This window comes from Paraburkholderia dipogonis, assembly GCF_042680985.1.
Classification (GTDB): domain Bacteria; phylum Pseudomonadota; class Gammaproteobacteria; order Burkholderiales; family Burkholderiaceae; genus Paraburkholderia; species Paraburkholderia phytofirmans.
This window is the reverse complement of the sequence record NZ_JBHUFR010000034.1, coordinates 268,497-288,214: the sequence shown is the minus strand read 5'-3', so window position 1 is coordinate 288,214 and position 19,718 is coordinate 268,497. Positions and strand designations below refer to the sequence as shown.

General features: G+C 63.3%; 22 protein-coding genes. 14 read left to right on the top strand and 8 right to left on the bottom strand.

Annotated features, from left to right (window positions below; genetic code table 11):
* Positions 1-21: 21 nt before the first annotated feature.
* On the top strand, positions 22-1,083 hold the full coding sequence (locus ACFSNN_RS36700) for an alkene reductase (protein WP_134463868.1): 1,062 nt from the start codon (positions 22-24) through the stop codon (positions 1,081-1,083).
* A 196-nt stretch (positions 1,084-1,279) separates the two neighbouring features.
* On the opposite strand, the gene ACFSNN_RS36695 is transcribed toward ACFSNN_RS36700, so the two are convergent.
* A complete protein-coding gene (locus ACFSNN_RS36695; protein ID WP_134463866.1) occupies positions 1,280-1,807 on the bottom strand; it encodes a GNAT family N-acetyltransferase in 528 nt (175 codons plus the stop codon).
* Positions 1,808-1,945: 138 nt separating this feature from the next.
* Between ACFSNN_RS36695 and ACFSNN_RS36690 the strand changes: the two genes are divergently transcribed.
* Together ACFSNN_RS36690 and ACFSNN_RS36685 are read left to right on the top strand one after the other, a co-directional pair.
* Positions 1,946-2,593, top strand: coding sequence for a VTT domain-containing protein (locus ACFSNN_RS36690; protein ID WP_134463864.1), 648 nt, complete (start codon positions 1,946-1,948; stop codon positions 2,591-2,593).
* A 17-nt stretch (positions 2,594-2,610) separates the two neighbouring features.
* The gene (locus ACFSNN_RS36685; RefSeq protein ID WP_134463862.1) at positions 2,611-3,222 is read left to right on the top strand and encodes a LysE family translocator; all 612 of its coding nucleotides are present in this window, start codon (positions 2,611-2,613) and stop codon (positions 3,220-3,222) included.
* 31 nt (positions 3,223-3,253) lie between these two features.
* On the opposite strand, the gene ACFSNN_RS36680 is transcribed toward ACFSNN_RS36685, so the two are convergent.
* Genes ACFSNN_RS36680 through ACFSNN_RS36670 form a run of 3 tightly spaced genes read right to left on the bottom strand, consistent with a single transcriptional unit; the run spans position 3,254 to position 4,551 of the window.
* Complete coding sequence (locus tag ACFSNN_RS36680; RefSeq protein ID WP_134463860.1) at positions 3,254-3,751, bottom strand: SRPBCC family protein; 498 nt, start codon at positions 3,749-3,751, stop codon at positions 3,254-3,256.
* The gene (locus ACFSNN_RS36675; protein ID WP_134463858.1) at positions 3,748-4,086 is read right to left on the bottom strand and encodes an ArsR/SmtB family transcription factor; all 339 of its coding nucleotides are present in this window, start codon (positions 4,084-4,086) and stop codon (positions 3,748-3,750) included. The genes ACFSNN_RS36680 and ACFSNN_RS36675 overlap by 4 nt, the downstream gene beginning before the upstream one ends.
* A 3-nt stretch (positions 4,087-4,089) precedes the next feature.
* Positions 4,090-4,551 carry a VOC family protein gene (locus ACFSNN_RS36670; RefSeq protein WP_134463856.1) on the bottom strand — a complete coding sequence of 154 codons (462 nt, stop codon included), beginning with the start codon at positions 4,549-4,551 and terminating at the stop codon, positions 4,090-4,092.
* A 212-nt stretch (positions 4,552-4,763) separates the two neighbouring features.
* Here ACFSNN_RS36670 and ACFSNN_RS36665 point away from each other — a divergent pair, with 212 nt between their 5' ends.
* From ACFSNN_RS36665 to ACFSNN_RS36655, 3 genes are all read left to right on the top strand, one after another.
* Positions 4,764-5,216 carry a MarR family winged helix-turn-helix transcriptional regulator gene (locus ACFSNN_RS36665; protein WP_134463854.1) on the top strand — a complete coding sequence of 151 codons (453 nt, stop codon included), beginning with the start codon at positions 4,764-4,766 and terminating at the stop codon, positions 5,214-5,216.
* Between the two features lie 17 nt (positions 5,217-5,233).
* Positions 5,234-5,797, top strand: a complete 564-nt coding sequence (locus ACFSNN_RS36660) for an isochorismatase family protein (RefSeq protein ID WP_134463852.1) — start codon at positions 5,234-5,236, stop codon at positions 5,795-5,797.
* Between the two features lie 64 nt (positions 5,798-5,861).
* Positions 5,862-7,202 (top strand): MFS transporter, encoded by a 1,341-nt coding sequence (locus tag ACFSNN_RS36655; protein WP_134463850.1) that lies wholly within the window; start codon positions 5,862-5,864, stop codon positions 7,200-7,202.
* Between the two features lie 86 nt (positions 7,203-7,288).
* Here ACFSNN_RS36655 and ACFSNN_RS36650 read toward each other — a convergent pair whose 3' ends face one another.
* Entirely contained in the window at positions 7,289-8,812 is a 1,524-nt protein-coding gene (locus tag ACFSNN_RS36650) for a CoA-acylating methylmalonate-semialdehyde dehydrogenase (protein ID WP_134463848.1), read from the bottom strand.
* 261 nt (positions 8,813-9,073) lie between these two features.
* On the bottom strand, positions 9,074-10,030 hold the full coding sequence (locus ACFSNN_RS36645; RefSeq protein ID WP_134463846.1) for a LysR family transcriptional regulator: 957 nt from the start codon (positions 10,028-10,030) through the stop codon (positions 9,074-9,076).
* A 278-nt stretch (positions 10,031-10,308) separates the two neighbouring features.
* Between ACFSNN_RS36645 and ACFSNN_RS36640 the strand changes: the two genes are divergently transcribed.
* From ACFSNN_RS36640 to aroQ, 3 genes are read left to right on the top strand one after another with little or no spacing between them, the layout of a single operon-like run.
* A complete protein-coding gene (locus tag ACFSNN_RS36640) occupies positions 10,309-11,715 on the top strand; it encodes an MFS transporter (RefSeq protein ID WP_134463844.1) in 1,407 nt (468 codons plus the stop codon).
* 33 nt (positions 11,716-11,748) lie between these two features.
* Entirely contained in the window at positions 11,749-12,816 is a 1,068-nt protein-coding gene (locus ACFSNN_RS36635) for a Gfo/Idh/MocA family protein (RefSeq protein ID WP_134463842.1), read from the top strand.
* Between the two features lie 43 nt (positions 12,817-12,859).
* On the top strand, positions 12,860-13,297 hold the full coding sequence (gene aroQ, locus ACFSNN_RS36630; RefSeq protein ID WP_134463840.1) for a type II 3-dehydroquinate dehydratase: 438 nt from the start codon (positions 12,860-12,862) through the stop codon (positions 13,295-13,297).
* Between the two features lie 61 nt (positions 13,298-13,358).
* Here the strand turns inward: aroQ and ACFSNN_RS36625 are convergent, their stop codons facing one another.
* Positions 13,359-14,459, bottom strand: coding sequence for a hypothetical protein (locus ACFSNN_RS36625; RefSeq protein WP_134463838.1), 1,101 nt, complete (start codon positions 14,457-14,459; stop codon positions 13,359-13,361).
* Positions 14,460-14,660: 201 nt separating this feature from the next.
* Here ACFSNN_RS36625 and ACFSNN_RS36620 point away from each other — a divergent pair, with 201 nt between their 5' ends.
* The 3 genes from ACFSNN_RS36620 to ACFSNN_RS36610 all read left to right on the top strand — a co-directional run bounded on the left by ACFSNN_RS36620 (position 14,661) and on the right by ACFSNN_RS36610 (position 17,535).
* On the top strand, positions 14,661-15,566 hold the full coding sequence (locus ACFSNN_RS36620; protein ID WP_134463836.1) for a LysR family transcriptional regulator: 906 nt from the start codon (positions 14,661-14,663) through the stop codon (positions 15,564-15,566).
* A 137-nt stretch (positions 15,567-15,703) separates the two neighbouring features.
* On the top strand, positions 15,704-16,375 hold the full coding sequence (locus ACFSNN_RS36615; protein ID WP_134463834.1) for an HAD family hydrolase: 672 nt from the start codon (positions 15,704-15,706) through the stop codon (positions 16,373-16,375).
* A 20-nt stretch (positions 16,376-16,395) separates the two neighbouring features.
* Positions 16,396-17,535 carry a DSD1 family PLP-dependent enzyme gene (locus ACFSNN_RS36610; RefSeq protein WP_134463832.1) on the top strand — a complete coding sequence of 380 codons (1,140 nt, stop codon included), beginning with the start codon at positions 16,396-16,398 and terminating at the stop codon, positions 17,533-17,535.
* A gap of 65 nt (positions 17,536-17,600) precedes the next feature.
* Here the strand turns inward: ACFSNN_RS36610 and hpaR are convergent, their stop codons facing one another.
* Positions 17,601-18,008 (bottom strand): homoprotocatechuate degradation operon regulator HpaR, encoded by a 408-nt coding sequence (gene hpaR, locus ACFSNN_RS36605; protein ID WP_134465597.1) that lies wholly within the window; start codon positions 18,006-18,008, stop codon positions 17,601-17,603.
* Between the two features lie 180 nt (positions 18,009-18,188).
* Here hpaR and ACFSNN_RS36600 point away from each other — a divergent pair, with 180 nt between their 5' ends.
* Positions 18,189-18,962 carry a fumarylacetoacetate hydrolase family protein gene (locus tag ACFSNN_RS36600; RefSeq protein WP_134463830.1) on the top strand — a complete coding sequence of 258 codons (774 nt, stop codon included), beginning with the start codon at positions 18,189-18,191 and terminating at the stop codon, positions 18,960-18,962.
* On the top strand, positions 18,959-19,717 hold the full coding sequence (locus ACFSNN_RS36595) for a fumarylacetoacetate hydrolase family protein (protein ID WP_134463828.1): 759 nt from the start codon (positions 18,959-18,961) through the stop codon (positions 19,715-19,717). Before ACFSNN_RS36600 ends, ACFSNN_RS36595 begins: the two co-directional genes overlap by 4 nt.
* The last annotated feature ends 1 nt before the right edge of the window (position 19,718 follow it).

Here is a 19,718-nt window from a genome sequence, read left to right as displayed (position 1 = left end):
CTCGGCCAAAGGTGAACTCATATGCCGACTCTTTTCGATCCGCTGCAAATTGGCGACATCACGCTGTCGAACCGCATCATCATGGCGCCGCTCACGCGCCAGCGCGCCGAAGAAATCCGCGTGCCGAATGCGCTGATGGCGAAGTACTACGTTGAACGCGCGAGCGCCGGCCTGATCATCAGCGAAGCGACTTCGGTCACGCCGCAAGGCGTGGGTTATGCCGAGACGCCTGGCATCTGGTCACAGGAGCAGGTCGAAGGCTGGAAACTCGTCACGAGCGCCGTGCACGCCGCGGGCGGCAAGATCTTTCTGCAACTGTGGCACGTGGGCCGTATTTCGGACCCGCTGTTCCTGAACGGCGAACTGCCGGTCGCGCCGAGCGCGATCGCCGCGCGCGGCAACGTGAGTCTGGTGCGTCCGGAGCGTCCGTATGTGACGCCGCGCGCGCTGGAGCTCGATGAAATCGCCGGCGTGGTCGAAGCCTTCCGCAAAGGCGCCGAAAACGCGAAGGCAGCCGGTTTCGACGGCGTCGAAGTGCACGGCGCCAACGGCTACCTGATCGACCAGTTCCTGCAGGACAGTACCAACCAGCGCACCGACGCCTACGGCGGCCCGATCGAAAATCGCGCGCGTCTGCTGCTTGAAATCACCGACGCATGTATCGGCGTGTGGGGCGCGAACCGTGTCGGCGTGCACCTCGCGCCGCGCCGCGACGCGCACGCCATGGGCGATTCCGATCCGGCCGGCACATTCGGCTATGTGGCCCGCGAACTCGGCAAGCGCAAGATCGCATTCATCGCCGCACGTGAAGCGCTCGGCGACGACCGTCTCGGCCCGCAACTGAAGAAAGCCTTCGGCGGCCCGTACATCGCGAATGAAAAGTTCACCAAAGAAACCGCGCAGCAGGTGCTCGACGCGGGCGAAGCGGATGCGGTGGCGTGGGGTCAGCTGTTCATCGCCAATCCGGATCTGGTGCGCCGCTTCGCCACGAATGCACCGTTGAACAAGCCGAACCCGGCGACGTACTACGCACGCGGTGAAACCGGCTACGTCGACTATCCGACGCTGGAAACCGTAGAATAAGGCTTGCAGCAGGCGGGAAAAAGGCGAAGCTATGCGAAGCGATGGCGGAGGTTAAGCTGCTGATTGAAAAGCAGCCAAATGCATGGCAGTGCGCCGAAAAACGCGCGGCGGGTATGACTCGAACGATGTGTTCCAGTCCTACCCGCCGCGTTTTTTTATGGCTCGACACCCGAGCCCGCGCATCACACGCCACACGTCACGCAAGATCACGCCGCATGAACACGCGCTTCGATTCGTCGAGTCCTCGCGCGATGTGCGCGTCGCGCCGTGCGATCAACGCCGCGTCGAGTTCCGCCTCATCGATATCGCGAAACCCGAGCCGGCGATAATACGGCGCGTTCCACGGCACCTCGCGAAACGTCGACAGAATCAGTTGCGTGAGCCGTTGCGCGCGCGCAATGTGCGCAACCTGCTCGATCAGCGCCGCCCCGATACGCCGCCCGGCGTGCGAGGTGAGCACGTCGAGCTCCTGCACGTAGATGCGCGTGGGTTGCGGCTCGAACATCACGAAACCGGCGCACGTTGCATCGGCTGCCACGGCCACGATGATTTCCCGCGCCGCGATTTTGCGTTCGACGATTTCCAGATCCATCGGCGGCGCATCCGCGATACCCGCCATATCGACGCTGAGGAAACGCTGCCCCGCTTCGAATTCGATCGCGCGGATCGCGTGGGCATCGTGTTGTCCGGCAAAGCGGAAGGTCATACCGGTAGCGTGTTGCATGGGCGTTCTGGCAGGTTCGTGCACAGGGTTATTCTCGACGACACGCCCCGATATTGACACCACCTCCGAGAAATACGCAAGTCAGCGCGCCGCCGTGGGACTAAACTCCTGAAGATCCGAATTTCCCTTCGACCCAAGATGGAACTGATGCATGTGCTGCAGGTCGCCCTGCACTTCGACCAGCACCTGAGCGGGCTGATCGTGCAATACGGCACCGCCGTCTACGCGATGCTGTTTCTCGTCGTGTTCGTCGAGATCGGTTTTTTGCCGCTGTTCTTCCTGCCCGGCGATCCGCTGATTTTCATTTGTGGCGGTCTCGCGGCCACCGGCGCGCTGAATGTCTGGCTCGTGATTCCGGTGCTGTTCGCCGCGACGGTTGCCGGCAGCATCGTCGACTACGCGATCGGGCGTGCGATCGGCGAGAAAGTCTATACCGCCGACTATCGCTGGCTCGACAAGAACGCGCTGCGCAAGGCGCACGCGTTTTACGAAGCGCGCGGCGGGCTGACCTTTCTGCTGTCGCCGTTCATCGCCGTGGTGCGCACGTTCGCGCCGTTCGTCGCCGGCGTTTCGCGCATGACGTTCGCACGTTTCGTGTCGTTCGTCACCGCGGGCGCGGCGCTGTGGATCGTGTCGCTGGTGGCGGTCGGCTATCTGTTCGGCAACGTGCCGCTGGTGCGCGATCACATGAGTTCCATCGTGCTGTTAGGCGTCTCGCTCGGCGTCGGCTCGCTGCTCATGAGCGCCGTGTGGCGCTTCGTCAACCGGCGCCTGCGCGCGCGCTGAAGTTCGTGGAGACTGTCATGACGCTGTCCGCCTTGCTTGTTTTCGCCCTCGCGCTGATCGTCGCGGCCGGCACGCCGGGACCGAGTGTCGCCGCGCTGGTCGCGCGCGTGCTGACCAACGGCTTTCGCGACGTGTTGCCCTTTCTCGCCGCCATGTGGATCGGCGAGGCGCTTTGGCTCACTTGCGCGGTGGCGGGACTGGCGGTGATCGCGCGCAGCTTCGGCACGGTGTTCATGGTGCTCAAATTCATCGGCGTGGCGTATCTGCTGTTTCTCGCGTGGAAGATGTGGCGCGCGCCGGCGAACGTGCAAGCCAACGACTTGCCGAGCGGACAGTCGGCGTGGCGCATGTTCATGGCGGGCCTTCTGGTCACGCTCGGCAATCCGAAGATCATGATGTTTTATCTCGCGCTGTTGCCGACCATCATCGACGTGTCGCGTATAGGCACCGTGGCGTGGTTCGAACTCACGCTCACCATGCTGATCGTGCTGATGGCCGTCGATTTCGGCTGGGCGCTGCTCGCCACGCGTGCGCGCAAACTGCTCACCACGCGGCGCGCCGTGAAAATCGCCAACCGCGCGAGCGCGACGATGATGGCGGGCGTTGCGGCGGCCATCGCCACGCGCTGAGGCTTTCCTCGCCTAAACGTCTTCGCACTCTTCAACCGGTCGATCCGGACCTCTGCACCGCGGCTCGCAGCGAAGCCAGCAACGCCTGCCACCATTCGCCGTGCCGCAACAGAAACACGCGATCGGGGAAATGGTGACGCGCCACATGATCCTGCGACACGGTATCCCAACCACGATGCTCGACGGTCACCCGCGTTTCTTCGCCCACCGCTTCGAACCGCACTTCGACATGCGTGTGCTGTGCGTCGCTGAAACTGGCCTGACGCCAGCCGAAGGCAAGACGCTCGCCCGGCTCCCACGCTGTCACACGACCGATCTCGAAGACGCTGCCGTCCGCCTGCGTCTCGATCAGGCGGCCCTGCCCGCCCGCTTGCTCAGCCAATTCGAACGACAACACGCCGGTGCTTTGCGGCGTGAACTGAAACAGCTGATTGGGCCGCCACCACGCGCCGATCTCGCGCGTAAAAACGTCGAACGCGCGTTGCGGCGAGGCAGCCACGCGCAACGACACCTGCACGCGCGAAGTCATCCCTGAGCCTCCAGATGCGCTTTGAACGACAGCAATTGCCCGGCCCACATGGCCTCGGTCTGTTCGAGCCACGCTTTCAATTCGCTCATCGGCGTCGAGCGCAACACGTAAAGCCGGACGCGCGCGTCGACGCCGTCATGCGATTCCCCGATCAGCTGGCTCGAGCGCAGCACGCGCAAGTGCCGGCTCATCGCTTGAGGCGAAAGACCTGTGGCTTGCGCGAGTTCGCCGGCGCGCATCGGCTGACGGCTGAGCAGATCGACCACCTGACGCCGGTTCGGATCGGCTAGCGCGGCCAATGTGCGGTCGAGCGAGGCGCTGGCAGGCAGGGCCATGCGTTACACCCATCCTTCGATCTTCAGGCCGCTGACGCGCTCGGCTTCCTCGCGCGACACGGTGCGCACCGTCTGGCCGAAGCTCCACACGTGCCCCTCCGGATCGCGGACGGCGTAGACGCGGTCGCCGTAAAACTGATCTTCCGGTTCGCGCGTCACCACCGCGCCCGCAGCACGCGCGCGGGCGCAATGTTCGTCGATGCCGTCACGCAATTGCACGTGCACCGACTGCGTGTTCTTGCCGCCGATCGACGCTGGGCTGGCCGCGTTTTCCGACCATTCGCGGCAGATCATTACGTAGCTGTCGCCGAAACGCATTTCCGAGTGGCCCAACTGGCCGTCGTTGTCCGTGACGACCAACTGGCGCTCGAAGCCGAACGCCCGCTCAAGCCAGTCGAGCGCGGCAAACGGATCCTTGTAGTACACCGCGGATCCCAACGAAGGACGATGAAGCGGCTCGCTCATGACTCTCTCCTTTTGTAAACGTGACGATTAATATTTAACACTATAGTTAAACAAATAGGAAAAGCAAGGACGATGTAAACAACCTCCGCCCGTTGCGCTGCCGGGTAGCGTTTGTTTTCGTTTTCAACTTTAGTGCGGCAGAACGCCCCTCATCTTGACCTCAACCGGATACGAAGGTAACCTTAGCAGGTAACCTTCACATCTGTCATGGCATGAACAAGAGCGATCTCCCGCCCGATACCGAAGCCCTGCACGCCATGGCGGAAAACCTTCGCGTGCTGGTCGGCAAACTGCGCCGCCGCTTGCGCGAAGAATCGCATCTGGGCGACTTCACCCCTTCACAGGTCCAGGTTCTCGGCTTGCTGGAGCGCGAAGGTCCGGCAACGGTCACCGCGCTCGCGCGTGCTCACGGCATGCGTCCGCAATCCATGGGCGAGACGCTTTCGGTTCTGAAAGCCGCCGGACTCGTCAGTGGCGCACCCGATCCGAACGACGGACGCCAAACGGTCCTCTCCCTCACCCCCGCCTTTCGAAAGAAAATCAAGGCAAGCCGCGCGGCGCGCGAAGACTGGTTGTTCCGCACCATCCAGACGCGCTTCTCGGCGGCCGAGCAACGGCAACTCGCGACCGGCGTCGACTTGCTCAAACGCCTCATCGACTCGTAACTCTCACGGAGCACCTCATGGCACTCACCACGCTCGACGCAAAAACCGCACTGATCGTTATCGATTTACAGCAGGGCATTGTCGCGCTCCCTACCGCGCATCCCACCGCCGAAGTGGTCAAGCGCTCGGCGCTCGTCGCCGACGCGTTTCGCCGCCGCGGCCTGCCCGTGGTGCTCGTCAATGTGACCGGCGGCGCGCCGGGCCGCGCCGAACAGGCGCGCCATTCCGGCGATTTCCCCGCCGGTTTCGCGGACCTCGTGCCCGAGATCAACGCGCAGCCGTCGGATCATCGGGTCACCAAGCGCACCTGGGGCGCATTCACGAACACGGATCTGGAAGCCTATCTGCGCGAGCAAGGCATCACGCAAGTGGTGCTGGTGGGCGTGGCGACCAGCATCGGTGTGGAATCCACCGCGCGCTTCGCCAACGAACTCGGCTTCAATGTCACGCTCGTGGTCGACGCCATGACCGACCTCAATGCTGACGCTCACACCAACAGCATCACGCGCATCTTCCCGCGTCTCGGCGAGACCGGCACGACGCAGGAACTCCTCGCGTTGCTCGAGCGTTCGCACGCATGACGCCTGGTTCGACCATAGCTCGAAGCCCACGGGCCGCGCTAATCCCGCACATGGAAACAGTCCGGTGACAGGCACATTCCGTTCGCTGCGCAATTTCAATTACCGGGTCTGGGCGAGCGGCGCGATCGTCTCCAACATCGGCACGTGGATGCAGCGCACGGCGCAAGACTGGCTCGTCCTCACGGAACTCACGCGTCACAATGCGACCGCCGTGGGGATCGTCATGTCGCTGCAGTTCGGCCCGCAATTGCTGCTATTGCCGCTCACCGGCTATGCGGCCGATCACTTCGACCGCCGCAAGCTGCTGTTCGCCACCCAGGCGGCCATGGGTACTTGCGCACTGGGCCTCGGCATTCTCACCGTCACCGGCCTCGTGCAGTTGTGGCACGTGTATGTGTTCGCGGGGCTGCTTGGCTGCGTCACCGCGTTCGATTCGCCGGTGCGCCAGACCTTCGTGTCCGATCTGGTCGGCGAAGAAGATCTGTCGAACGCCGTCGGCCTGAATTCCACTTCGTTCAACATGGCGCGCATGGTCGGGCCCGCGGTCGCCGGTTTGCTGATCGCATCGGTCGGCACCGGTTGGGTGTTTCTCATCAACGCGCTGTCTTTCGTCGCCGTGCTCGGGTCGCTGCGCATGCTGCGGCTGAACGAACTGCATCTGAGACCGCACGCGGCGCGCTCGCGCGGCAGTTTCGTGGAAGGCTTCAAGTATGTCTGGAAGCGTCCCGACCTGGTGACCGCGCTGTTGATGCTGTTCCTGATCGGCACGTTCGGCCTGAACTTCCCGATCTTCATTTCGACGATGTCGGTCACCGCGTTTCATGCGGGCGCCAGCGAATACGGCGTGCTGAGTTCGACCATGGCGATCGGCTCCGTGACCGGCGCGCTGCTCGCCGCGCGCCGTGCGAAACCGCGCATGGTGCTGCTGCTCGGCGCGGCGGCCATGTTCGGGGTGGGCTGTACGCTGGCTTCGCTGATGCCAAGCACCCTGTTGTTCGGCCTGATGCTCGTCGCGATCGGTGTCTCGACGCAGACCTTCTCGACCTCCACCAACAGTCTCGTTCAAGTCACCACAGAGCCTGCCATGCGCGGACGGGTGATCGCGATTCTGCTGGCTATTTTGATGGGCGGAACGCCGCTCGGCGCGCCTGTCGTCGGCTGGGTCGCGGACCGTTTCGGCCCGCGCTGGGCGCTCGGGGTAGGCGCGGCCTCGGGATTCGCGGCGGCACTCGTCGGCCTGCTTTATTTCGTGAAGTACCGCCAGTTGCGCGTGTATATCGAAGCGGGGCGTCTGCGCTACAGCGTCGACGATCCGCGGCAGGCGCCCGCCTATGTCAGCCCTGCTGCCGCGGTGCAAAACGCTGTGTTGAGCGAAGCGGAAGAAGATTCGTCCGCAGGCGTTTAAGTGACGGTTGCCGCGTGCAGAAGCGAAAAAGCCGCGCCTGAAATGTCAGGCGCGGCTTTTTCATTACAACGATCCACCCGAACGAATTACTTCGCCACCGGCATCGTAAATTCAGCACCCTTGGCGATGCTATCCGGCCAGCGCTGCATGATGCTCTTGTAACGCGTGTAGAAGCGCACGCCCTCTTCGCCGTAAGCGTGATGATCGCCGAACAGCGAACGCTTCCAGCCGCCGAACGAATGCCACGCCATCGGCACCGGAATCGGCACGTTGATGCCGACCATGCCCACCTGAATCTGCCGGCCGAACGCGCGCGCCACACCACCGTCCGAGGTGAACAGCGACACGCCGTTGCCAAACTCGTGCGCATTGATCAGATCCACCGCGCTCGCGAAATCGGGCACCCGCACCACTGCCAGCACCGGGCCGAAAATCTCTTCCTTGTAGATCTTCATTTCCGTGCCGACATGGTCGAACAGCGTGCCGCCGACAAAGAAGCCTTCTTCGTTCGCCACCGGATGCGCGCGGCCATCGACGATCAGCTTCGCGCCTTCCGCCTCGCCCGACGCGATATAACCCGCCACCTTGGCCTTATGTTCAGCGGTAACCAACGGACCCATTTCGGCGTCGAGATGTTCGCCGTTCTTGATGACGAGCGATTTGACCCGCGGCACCAGCTTTTCGATCAGCTTGTCGGCCACGTTGCCGACCGCCACCGCAACCGAAATCGCCATGCAACGCTCGCCCGCCGAACCATAGGCCGCGCCGATCAATGCGTCGACGGCCTGATCCAGATCGGCGTCCGGCATCACCACCAGATGATTCTTCGCGCCGCCGAGCGCCTGCACGCGCTTGCCGCGCTTCGACGCTTCGGTGTGAATGTATTCCGCGATCGGCGTCGAGCCAACGAACGACAGCGCCGCGACGTCCGGGTGATCGATCAGCGCATCGACGGCCACCTTGTCGCCGTTGACGACGTTGAACACGCCGTCCGGCAGACCGGCTTCCTTCAGCAATTCGGCGAGACGCAGCGACGCCGACGGGTCACGTTCCGACGGCTTGAGCACGAACGTATTGCCGCAAGCGAGCGCGACCGGAAACATCCACATCGGCACCATGACCGGGAAGTTGAACGGCGTGATGCCCGCGACGACGCCCAGCGCCTGCCGCAAATTCCAGTTGTCGATGCCGCCGCCGATCTGATCGGTGAAGTCGGTCTTCAGCAGGTTCGGAATGCCGCACGCGAACTCGACCACTTCGATACCGCGCACCACTTCACCTTGCGCGTCCGTGAACACCTTGCCGTGTTCGCGCGTAATCAGCATCGCCAGTTCGTCGTGATGCTGGTTCAGCAACTCCTTGAACCTGAACAGAATGCGCGCGCGCTTGATTGGCGCCGTTTCGCTCCAGGCGGGAAAGGCGGCCTTGGCGGCCCGCACCGCCGCGTCCACTTCCTCGACCGACGCCAGCGCGACCGAGCCAGTCACCTTGCCGGTGGCCGGATTGAACACGTCCTTGAAGCGGCCGCTGGTGGGCGCGGCCGGCGCGCCGCCGATGTAGTGGCCCAACTGCTGCACCGACAGCTTCGCTTGTTCGTTCGCTGCATTCATGTACTCACCTCGTGTTCGGGATAAACCGCGGCGCATCGGCACCGGGCCATAGGCAAAAAATCAGGCTACGTCGCGCGGCGCCAGAGCGGCGATCCGCTCGTTGGCAGGCTCCATCAAGACCCGCCAACTGTATCGACGGCGCCGGTCTTATTCCCGATACAGCCCATTAAAACCGCGCCTCACTGTATTGTTTTCTGCGTGGCAACTGTATTGGGACGCGAACCCCGTTCAGGCGTTAGCGCACGTCGCTGCGCGGCTCGGTCAAAAGCCGCCCACGCCGCGCGTCACCAGCGCATACGGACCGCTCGTCAACTGTTCCCGAAGAAATTCAATGCACACCTGGATCTTCGCCGACGACGACAGACGCTCCGCGGTCACCGCCCACACATCGGCGGACTGCATGTAATCAGGCAGCACGCGCACCAGTTCGCCGGCGCGCAGGCTCTCGGCCACGTCCCAGATCGAAACCATCACCACGCCGTAGCCGTCTCTCGCCCACTGCACGACGATATCGCTGAGATTGGACGCGACGGTGCCCGTCACCTTCACGCTCTTTTCGCCGTCCGGACCGCTCAGCCGCCAGACGCCGAAGCGGTCGTCGCGTCCGCGAAACAGCAGGCAGTCGTGCTGGGCCAGTTCGGCCAGTTCGCGCGGCACGCCGCGCCGCTCCAGATACTCCGGCGAAGCGCAGAGTATCCGCGCGCTCTCCACCATCTTGTGCGCGATCAGATGCGGCTCATGCACTTCGCCCACGCGAACATCGATATCGAAGTTCTCGCCGACCAGATCAGCGCGCCGGTCCAGCAATTCCAGCCAGATCTCGAGATTCGGATGACGCTGGCGCAACAAGGCCAGAATCGGCGACACGTGTTTGCGTCCGAGCCTCAGGCTGGTGCTGATGCGCAGCAGGCCGCGCAATTCGGTGCGGCGATCGGCGAACGCATCGGCCATGCCCTGCACGTCGTCGAGTATTTTTTGCGCCCACTGCAAAGCGGCTTCGCCGTCGCTCGTCACGCTTACCCGGCGCGTGGTGCGCTGAAAGAGCTTCACGCCGAGACTGATTTCCAGCATGGCGATGCGCTTGCTGACATGCGAGGGCGACAACCCCATTTCCGTCGATGCCGCGACGAAGCTGCCCCGGCGCGCGATGTTGCAGAACAACTGCAGATCTCGCAGGAAAGACTCATTGCTGGCTGTGAGCGCATTCTGATTTTCCATTCGGCCGCATTGTGTCCGTGCAGAAGCACATTACCCTAGCCTTAACGAGCCGATCGGGCAAGCCATGCGGGCCGGATGAAATACTGGGTACAACCAGGGACTCGTTAACCCTGCATATATCGGAAGACCGTTTCGCTGCACAGCAACATCCCTGGCGTCCAGGAAACAGGCCGCGCGGTCGGAGCCAGGTAAATCCTGGCTTGCATAGTTTTGCTTTCAGTACGCCAATGAATCAGCCGTAGAAGCTGATCAAAAAACATTTCTGTTCTGGAGACACCATGGAAACCAATACATCGGCAGGCGGCCACGAACGCCGCTCGCAGGCTCGCAAAGCAACCGCCAGCGGCTGGATCGGCTCGGCACTCGAGTACTACGACTTTTTTATCTATGCTCAGGCGGCGGCCCTGATTTTTCCGCAGTTATTCTTTCCCTCTGGCAATCCGAAGATCGCCATCGTGGCTTCGCTCGCCACTTACGGCGTCGGTTACGTCGCGCGGCCGATCGGCGCGTTGGTGCTCGGCCACTGGGGGGACACTCACGGCCGCAAGAACGTACTGCTCGTCTGCATGTTCCTGATGGGCTTCTCGACGATGGCAGTCGCCTTTCTGCCTACCTATCACAGCGTCGGGCTGCTCGCACCCGCCCTGCTGGTGGTGCTGCGCCTGATTCAAGGCTTCGCCGTGGCTGGTGAAATCTCGGGCGCGAGTTCGATGATTCTCGAACACGCACCGTTCGGGCGGCGCGGTTACTACGCCAGTTTTACCCTGCAAGGCGTGCAGGCGGGCCAGATTCTCGCCGCCGCCGTGTTCCTGCCGCTCGCCTACTTCATGGAAGAGAGCTCGTTCAATTCGTGGGGCTGGCGCATCCCGTTCCTGATGAGCGCGGTGGTGCTGATCGCCGGCTACTACATTCGCCGCGAAGTCCATGAAACACCCGCGTTCGCCAAAGAAGACGCGAGCGGCAGCGTGCCCAAGTCGCCGATTGTCGAAGCCTTCCGCTACAACTGGCCCGATATGGTGCGCGTGATTCTTTGCTCGTTGATGAACGTGATCCCGGTCGTCGCCACCATTTTCGGCGCGGCCTATGCGGTGCAGGCGTCGTACGGCATCGGTTTTTCCAAGAGCGTCTATTTGTGGATTCCGGTGATCGGCAACATCGTCGCCGTGCTGGTGATTCCTTATGTCGGCAACCTTTCCGACCGGGTCGGCCGCCGTCTGCCCATCGTCGTAGGCGCGCTCGGCGCGGGTCTGCTGTCGTTCGGCTACCTGTACGCGATCAGCGTTCGCAACGTGCCGCTCGCCATCGTGATGTCGATCCTCATGTGGGGCATCATCTATCAAGGCTATAACGCGATCTTCCCGAGCTTCTATCCGGAGCTGTTCCCGACTCGCTCACGCGTCTCCGCGATGGCCATCGGTCAGAACATCGGCACGACGATCACCGCTCTGCTGCCCGCGCTGTTCGCTTATGTCGCGCCGCCCGGATCGACCAATGTGCCGCTCATCATCGGCACGATCACGTTCGCCATCACCATCGTTGCCGCGGTGACCGCATGGACCGCCCGCGAGAACTACCGCGTCAGGCTGAGCGATCTTGGCGAACCGAATGCGGTGCCGATCGATAAGGTCAGCTACGACCGGATGCGCGCCGAGACCATGGCCGAAACCAAAAAAGCCCTTGCGTAAGCCATTTTTATCGAACTTCAAAGGAATCGATCCATGACCAGGATCCGCATCGCCGTGGCCGGCGCGGGCTATATCGGCCGCGCTCACATGGCTGTCGCGCGGCAGAGCGGCACGTGCGCGCTGTCGGCGATCGTCGACCCGTCGCCGGCGGCACAGGCGCTTGCTGCCCAAGCCGGCGTGCCGCTTTACCGGACGCTCGATGAACTGCTCGAACGCGATCGCCCGGACGGCGTAATCCTGGCCACGCCGAACCAGTTGCATGTGGAGCACGCGCTGACCTGTCTCGCGGCCGGCGTGCCCACGCTGCTCGAAAAGCCGATCGCGTCCACGGTCGATGAGGCCGAAATGCTGACCGGCCAGGTCGAACGCCGCGGCGTGCCGTTGCTGATCGGGCATCATCGCGCACACAGTCCGATCATGGCCCGTGCGAAGCAACTGATCGACGAAGGCCGGCTCGGCACACTGGTCGCGGTGATGGGCAGCGCGGTCTTCTTCAAACCGGATGAGTACTACGCCGACGCCCCCTGGCGGCGCGAGCCGGGCGGCGGTCCGATCCTGCTGAATATGATTCACGAGGTGCACAACCTGCGCATGCTGTGCGGCGACATCGTGGCCGTGCAGGCGTTTTCGTCGCGCGCCACACGCGGCTTTCCGGTCGAAGACACAGTGGCGATCAACCTGCGCTTCGCGAGCGGCGCGCTCGGCAGCTTCATGCTGTCGGACACGGCCGCGAGCGCGCGTAGCTGGGAGCAGACCTCGCAGGAAAACAAGGCTTATCCGACGTATCCGGATGAAGATTGTTACGTCATTGCAGGCACCTTCGGCTCGCTTGCCGTGCCCACCATGCGCCTGAAAACCTATGGCAAGGCCGAGGATCGTTCGTGGTGGAAGCCGTTTCAGGTCGGCGTCGCCGAGATGACGCGCGACGATCCGCTCAAGCTCCAGCTGGAACATTTCGCGCGCGTGATCCGCAAAGAAGTCGAACCGCTCGTGAGCGCCCGCGACGGTCTGCAGAATCTGCGCATTACCGAGGCGATCGTCGAAGCGGCCAATACCTGTGCCGTGGTCGACACGACGTCCGCGGCCGCGGCAGCGCACTGATGCCGCACCGCCCTTACTGAATTCATTGCTCCAGGGACACCCCATGAAAACGTTCGTGATGCTTCACGGCATCAACCACAATATGTTCGGCAAGCGCGATCCCGCGCAATATGGCACCGTGACGCTGGCCGAAATCGACAGCAGCCTGCAGGCATTGGGCAAGGAACTGGGCGTGCAGGTCGAGAGCTTTCAGACCAATAGCGAAGCCGCCATGTGCGAACGCATCCACCAGGCTTTCACGGACAACGCAGACGGCGTGATGATCAACGCCGGTGCATGGACGCACTACAGCTACGGTATTCGCGATGCGCTGGCGATCCTGACGGTACCGGTGGTCGAAATCCATATGTCGAACATCCACGCGCGCGAGGCATTCCGGCATGTGTCCGTGTTCGCGGAAATCGTCAAAGGGCAGATTTGCGGCTTTGGTGTGGACAGTTATTCGCTGGGGTTGCGGGCTGCCGTGTCAGCGGCCGCTTGAATGACGGCGAGTATGCGTCGCCGCGCTCGGGGTTGTTTGCCGTCGCGCGGCGAATGCACCATCAGCGCCATGCGTCGGTCAGTTCATTGGCCAACACCATCTTCTCGCGGATCACTTCGACAAAGGCGGCATCCGCGCCGCCCTGTGCCTTGAGGAATTTGAGCGCGGCGGAATGCACGGCACGCATCGCCCTTCCGTCGATGCCGCTCATGCGCGCCGCGCCACGCCGCGTCTCCTCCACCAGATCGCGTGCGCTGCCGAAGTCGGGCGACAAACCGCTCTGCGTTTCGAACACGGCGCGCAAACCCGCCGCATAGTCGCGCGATGTTCCAAGCCGGTCCATGTCGACCAGCAGATCGACGCCTCCCGCCATACGCAACGTACACAGAATCCACAGCGCGACGAACGCCCGATACGCGTTATTACCCTCCGCCGTGCGCGCATACTGCTCACAAGCCATTGCATAAGCGTCGTCCGAAGTGGGCGCGGACGGCGGCAAGCTCACGCCGCAGATCTCGATTGCCTGCCGGACTAGCGGGTCCGCCTGATTCAGCCCCAGCACCCGAAACGGCGCGGCAACGAAAAATGGATTGCTCCATTGCCGGCTGAGCAGCCACCCCGAAGCGAACTGCGACGCGGGATTTCGCAGCACGCCCACATGCATGGCCTGCGGAAAAGCCTGTTTCAGCCACGGCAGCCGGCCGGACGAACGGCAGAACTTGAAGACCGGTACGCTGCCTTGTTCGGCGGTGCGCTCGCACAGATTGCGCAAATAGGCCTGCATGGCGGGAAATTCCGCATTCGGTATGCCGGCGAAGCGATCGAGACTGAAACCCCGGCGGTAACCGTCCACGCCGCGAGCGCCGGCGCGTAAAAACGGGCGATATTCGTCAAAATACGGCGCGTCGAGCGGCGGGTGACCCGACGTCAGCGTGGGGCGCGACGCGGACACATCGGCAAGGCTCAGATCCGCGAGCACGTTGCTAAGCGGTTCATAAAAGGCGGTCACGGTGTCGAGTTCGCGCAGTCGCGACCAGACCCACGTTCCCGCACTACGCCAGCCTGTATGCAGAAACACCGCCTGTTTCAAGGCGCTGTTCCGCGCGGCATCGCTTGACGAACCATTCGACGGACCATTCGACGGCCCATTGGACAACGGCATGTGGACTTCTCTTCAAATGAAAGCAACAGGTAATCGGCGCAAACGCATACTTTACCGGCTCGCGCTGTCGACTGCATGAAGGCAGGCATCACTTTACCTTGCAAGCCGCGCCGCATTCGCCGGCGCGTGTGCCAGACGGAACTGGAACCGCGAGTCCAAACACTTTAAGCTGCCAGACTTCCGAACTCAAACGGCGCTCAAATGAACGATTCGGCCGATATCCGTTTCCTGCTGACGCTGCGCGAAAGCGGCAGTCTGGTCGCCGCGGCACGCAAGCTGGGCTTATCGCCCTCGGCGGTTACGCAGCGCCTTCAGCAACTGGAAAAAAAGCTGGGCGCGCAGCTGGTGAACCGTACGGCACGCCGCCTGCAATTCACGGAAGAAGGCACGCTGCTGTGCGAACGGGGCGCCGACCTCGTCCAGCAGTTCGACGCGCTCTTCGAAGACTTGCAGATGCGCCGCGGCGGACTTGTCGGCACGCTGAAAATCAATGCGCCGCTAGGCTTCGGGCGGCGGCATCTCGCGCCCGTGATTGCCGATTTCCAGCAGCGCAACCCCGACGTCGACGTCGCCCTTACGCTCTCCGACAAGCCGCTGACCGAGACGATGGATCGTTTCGATATCGTCGTGCATATCGGCGAGTTGCCGGTGTCGAATCTGATTGGCTACACGATTGCACCGAATGCGCGCTTCGTCTGCGCGGCGCCCGCGCTGATCAGGCGAATCGGCACGCCGGATTCTCCGGAGGAGTTGAGCAAACTGCCCTGCATCGTGCTGCGCGAGAACAACGAAGATGTCTCGCTGTGGCAGTTCAGCAAGGGCCGTACGCGCCGCAGCGTGCGCGTGTCCGCCCATTTGAGCTGCAACGACGGCGACGTGATCCGCCAGTGGGCATGCGAAGGACGCGGCGTGATCCTGCGCTCCGAATGGGACGTGGCCGACGATATCGCGAGGGGCAAGCTGGTCCGTCTGCTGCCCGGATGGAAAGCGCCGGATGCCGACGTCATGGCGCTGACGCACCAACGCGCGGGCCTGCCGGCGCGTACGCGCCATTTCATGCAGTATCTGCAAACCAGGTTCAGGCCGCAGCCGCCCTGGCGGCGATGAACGTTCAAAACCCGCTTGCGCGCAGCCGCAAAACGCACTGTTCAATCTGCCTGAATCTATGAGTTAGCCTATCTGAACGCCGCGCCGCTGATCCAACTCTATAATCAGCTCACCGTCCGTGGCCGCTCAACTCAATCATGACTCTTGCCTCCGTGCCTGCCGCCTATCCCAAAGCGGTCCTGTTCGATCTTCTGACCGCCCTGCTCGACTCGTGGACCTCATGGAATCGCGCGGCCGGTTCCGAACAGGCGGGCCGGACATGGCGTGCCGCCTATCTGCGGCTGACCTACGGCTGCGGCTCGTACATTGCGTATGAACAACTGGTGCGCGAAGCCGCCGCACAAGTCGGCTTGCCCGAATCCGCCGCGCTCGCACTCGAAGTGGACTGGCTGACGCTCATGCCGTGGAGCGGCGCCCTCGACGCGCTGCAAACGCTCGCGCCGCATTGCAAGCTGGCGGTCGTCACCAACTGCTCCACGCGTCTGGGCGAACAGGCGGCTCATCTGTTGCCGGTCCGCTGGGACGCGATCGTCACCGCCGAAGAGGCCGGTGTGTACAAACCGGACCCGCTGCCCTACCGCCTCGCGCTCGAAAAACTCGGCGTGCAAGCTCACGAAGCGGCGTTCGTGGCCGGCTCCAGCTACGACATGTTCGGCACCGCCGCCGTCGGCTTGCGGACGTATTGGCACAACCGCGTCGGCCTGCCGCTCGTAGACGGCGCGCAGGCGCCTGAACTCGAGTCACCGACGCTCGACAAGCTCGTCCCGTGGCTCGCCCGCTTCGGCGCAAACCAGCATGACCACGCATAACCCCATTTCCCGGTGAAAGCATGAAACTCGACCAGATTGAAACTCCAGCCGCGTTGATCGACATCGCACGGATGCAAAGGAACATCGCGCGTATGCAAGGGCGGATGAACACGCTTGGCGTCGCGTTTCGTCCGCACGTGAAGACCACCAAATGCATCGACGTGGTCCGCGCGCAGATCGCCGCCGGCGCGCGCGGCATCACGGTGTCCACATTGAAGGAAGCCGAGGCGTTCTTCGCCGCCGGTGTCGACGATATTCTTTACGCCGTCAGCATGGTCCCGTCGAAGCTGCCACGAGCGCTCGCGCTGCGCCGCCAGGGCTGCAATCTGAAGCTGGTGGTCGACAATCCGACCGCCGCCTCGGCCATCGCCGCATTCGGCGATCAGCACGGCGAGACCTTCGAGGTGTGGATCGAAGTGGATACGGACGGGCACCGCTCAGGCATTACACCGGAACAGGACACACTGCTCGAAGTCGGCCGGATTCTGCATGAGAACGGCGTCAACGTTGGCGGTGTGATGACCCATGCCGGTTCGAGCTACGAGCTCGATACGCCCGAAGCACTCGCCGCGCTTGCCGAACAGGAACGCGCCGGCTGCGTGCGCGCCGCGCAGCGGCTGCGCGAAGCCGGCATTGCCTGCCCGGCGGTCAGCGTCGGCTCGACGCCGACGGCCCTCGCCGCCACGCAGTTGGAGGGCGTCACGGAAGTGCGCGCCGGTGTGTACGTGCTGTTCGACCTCGTCATGCACAACGTCGGCGTGTGCGCGCTCGACGACATCGCGCTCAGCGTGCTCGCCACCGTGATCGGTCATCAGGCGGAAAAGGGCTGGGCGATTCTCGACGCGGGCTGGATGGCGATGAGCCGGGATCGCGGCACGGCGAAGCAGTCGCACGATTTCGCCTATGGCCAGCCGTGTCTGCTGAACGGCACGGCGCTGCCCGGCTACGTGGTCAGCGGCGCCAACCAGGAGCACGGCATTCTCTCGCCGACCGCGGACAACGCGGACGCCCACGACGATGTCACGCAGCGCTTCCCCATCGGCATGAAACTGCGCATTCTGCCGAATCACGCGTGCGCTACCGGCGCGCAGTTTCCCGAGTATCACGCGGTGGCGCCGGACGGCAACAGCGTGGAGTGGCGACGCTTTCACGGCTGGTGACGCCGGGGCGCCAGCGCATGACGTTTCTGTTGCGCGGCCCCAACCCGCACCGCTAAGCCCCTACCTCACTCCTCCTCTTCCTCCAGACCCGCCAGCAGATCGTCCACCGCGCGATACACGCGCTCGACGATCTCCAGTCCCACCTTGCGCTCCAGCTCGCGGTAGTGCGCTTCGAGATCTTTCGAAATCACGCGCACCAATTCCGCGCTCGTGTCCGTGAGCGACACCAGCACGCGCCGCTGGTCTTCGGCGAAACGCTCCTTGGTCACGAGTTCCATGCTCTCCATGCGCGCGAGCACGCCGGCCATGCTCGGGCTCGAAATCGTGCAGATATCGGAGATGTGGCGCGGTTCCATCGGGCCGTGCTCATTGAGCGCGCGAATCACGCGCCACTGCTGTTCGGTCAATCCATGCGCGGTAATCAGCGGACGAAACCGCTCCATCATTTTTTCTCTGGCGCGCAGCAACAGCATGGGCAGGTTGCGATGCAAAACTCGGGTCGAGGCGGAAGCGGACATGTTGGAAGATGAGGTAAAAGCAGCCGTCGAAACTTAAGGGAAAACCCGCGATCAGCCGACAGGCTATTGACCATGGATCATATCAAGCGCAATACTACTAACATGTTAGTGTTTTTGCCGAGAGACAGCTAATTTATGTTCGCACTTGCCGATCATCTGCTGCATCCCGAGGGCGAGGCGCTGCCGCGCGACGTGGATGCGTGCGCGGCGGCCGCGCTGCTCGCACGCGGCACGGCCTGCCGCGCGCCGGTTCGCGGCGCTGTCTATGGAACCTTGCTGAACGACCGCGCCGCGCTCGCGGCGCTGGGCGACGCGGTGCACGCCGCGCCGTATAAAGCGCCGCCACGAGCGCCGGTGCTCTATCTGAAGCCGCGCAATACGCTCGCCGGGCATCGCGCGCGGGTCGTCGTGCCGGACGATGCGTTGGGCGTGGAAGTCGGCGCGTCGCTTGGCATCGTGATCGGCCGCACTGCAACACGGGTCGGCGTGGCACAGGCGTTCGACTATATCGCCGGTTACACGCTGGTCGCCGATCTCAGCGTGCCGCATGCGAACGTGTACCGGCCGTCGGTGCGATTCCGGGCGCGCGATGGTTTCTGCGTGGTCGGGCCGGCCGTGGTTGCGTCGCATCATGTTGCGACGCCGGACAACCTGGCGATCCGAGTTCAGTTCGGGTCACGAGACGCGTTCACGGCGAGCACCGCGTCGTCGGTACGCAATATCGCGCAATTGCTCGCGGACGTGACCGACTTCATGACGCTCAGTGCGGGCGACGTCATCACGCTCGGCGTGCCGCATGGTTCGCCTGTCGCGCATATCGGCGACACGGCCACGCTCTCGATCGGCGCCATGCCGCCGCTCACGGTGTCGTTCGTCGGCGCCGAAGAACACGAAGGGGAACAGCCATGATCCGCGGCCGCGTTGCATATGCAGGCGCGATTCACGAAGCCTATCCCGATGCCAATGGCGTGCGTCTCGCCGATGGCCGCGTGCGTCGCGAGGATGACGTCGTGTGGCTCGCGCCGATCGAAGTCGGCACGATCTTCGCGCTCGGCCTGAACTACGCCGAGCATGCGAAGGAATTGCAGTTCAACAAGCAGGAAGAGCCGCTCGTGTTTCTCAAGGGACCGGGCACGGTGATCGGTCATCGCGGCGTGACACGCCGCCCCGCCGACGTCACCTTCATGCACTACGAGTGCGAGCTGGCGGTGGTGATCGGGCAAACCGCGGAGAACGTGAAGCGCGACAACGCCATGCAGCATGTAGCGGGCTACATGATCGCCAACGACTACGCGATCCGCGACTACCTGGAAAACTATTACCGCCCCAACCTGCGTGTAAAGAATCGCGACGGCGGCACGGTGCTCGGCCCCTGGTTCGTCGACGCCGCCGACGTCGACGACGTGACGCAACTCGAATTACGCACGTTCGTGAACGGCACGCGTCAGCAACACGGCAACACGCGCGATCTCGTCACCGACATCCCGGCGCTGATCGAATACCTGAGCAGCTTCATGACCCTCGCGCCCGGCGACGTGATCCTGACCGGCACGCCGGAAGGCATCGTCAACGTCAACGCGGGCGACGAAGTGGTCTGCGAAATCGACGGTCTGGGCCGTCTCGTCAATACGATTGCGGGCGACGCGGACTTCAACCGCGCCTGAT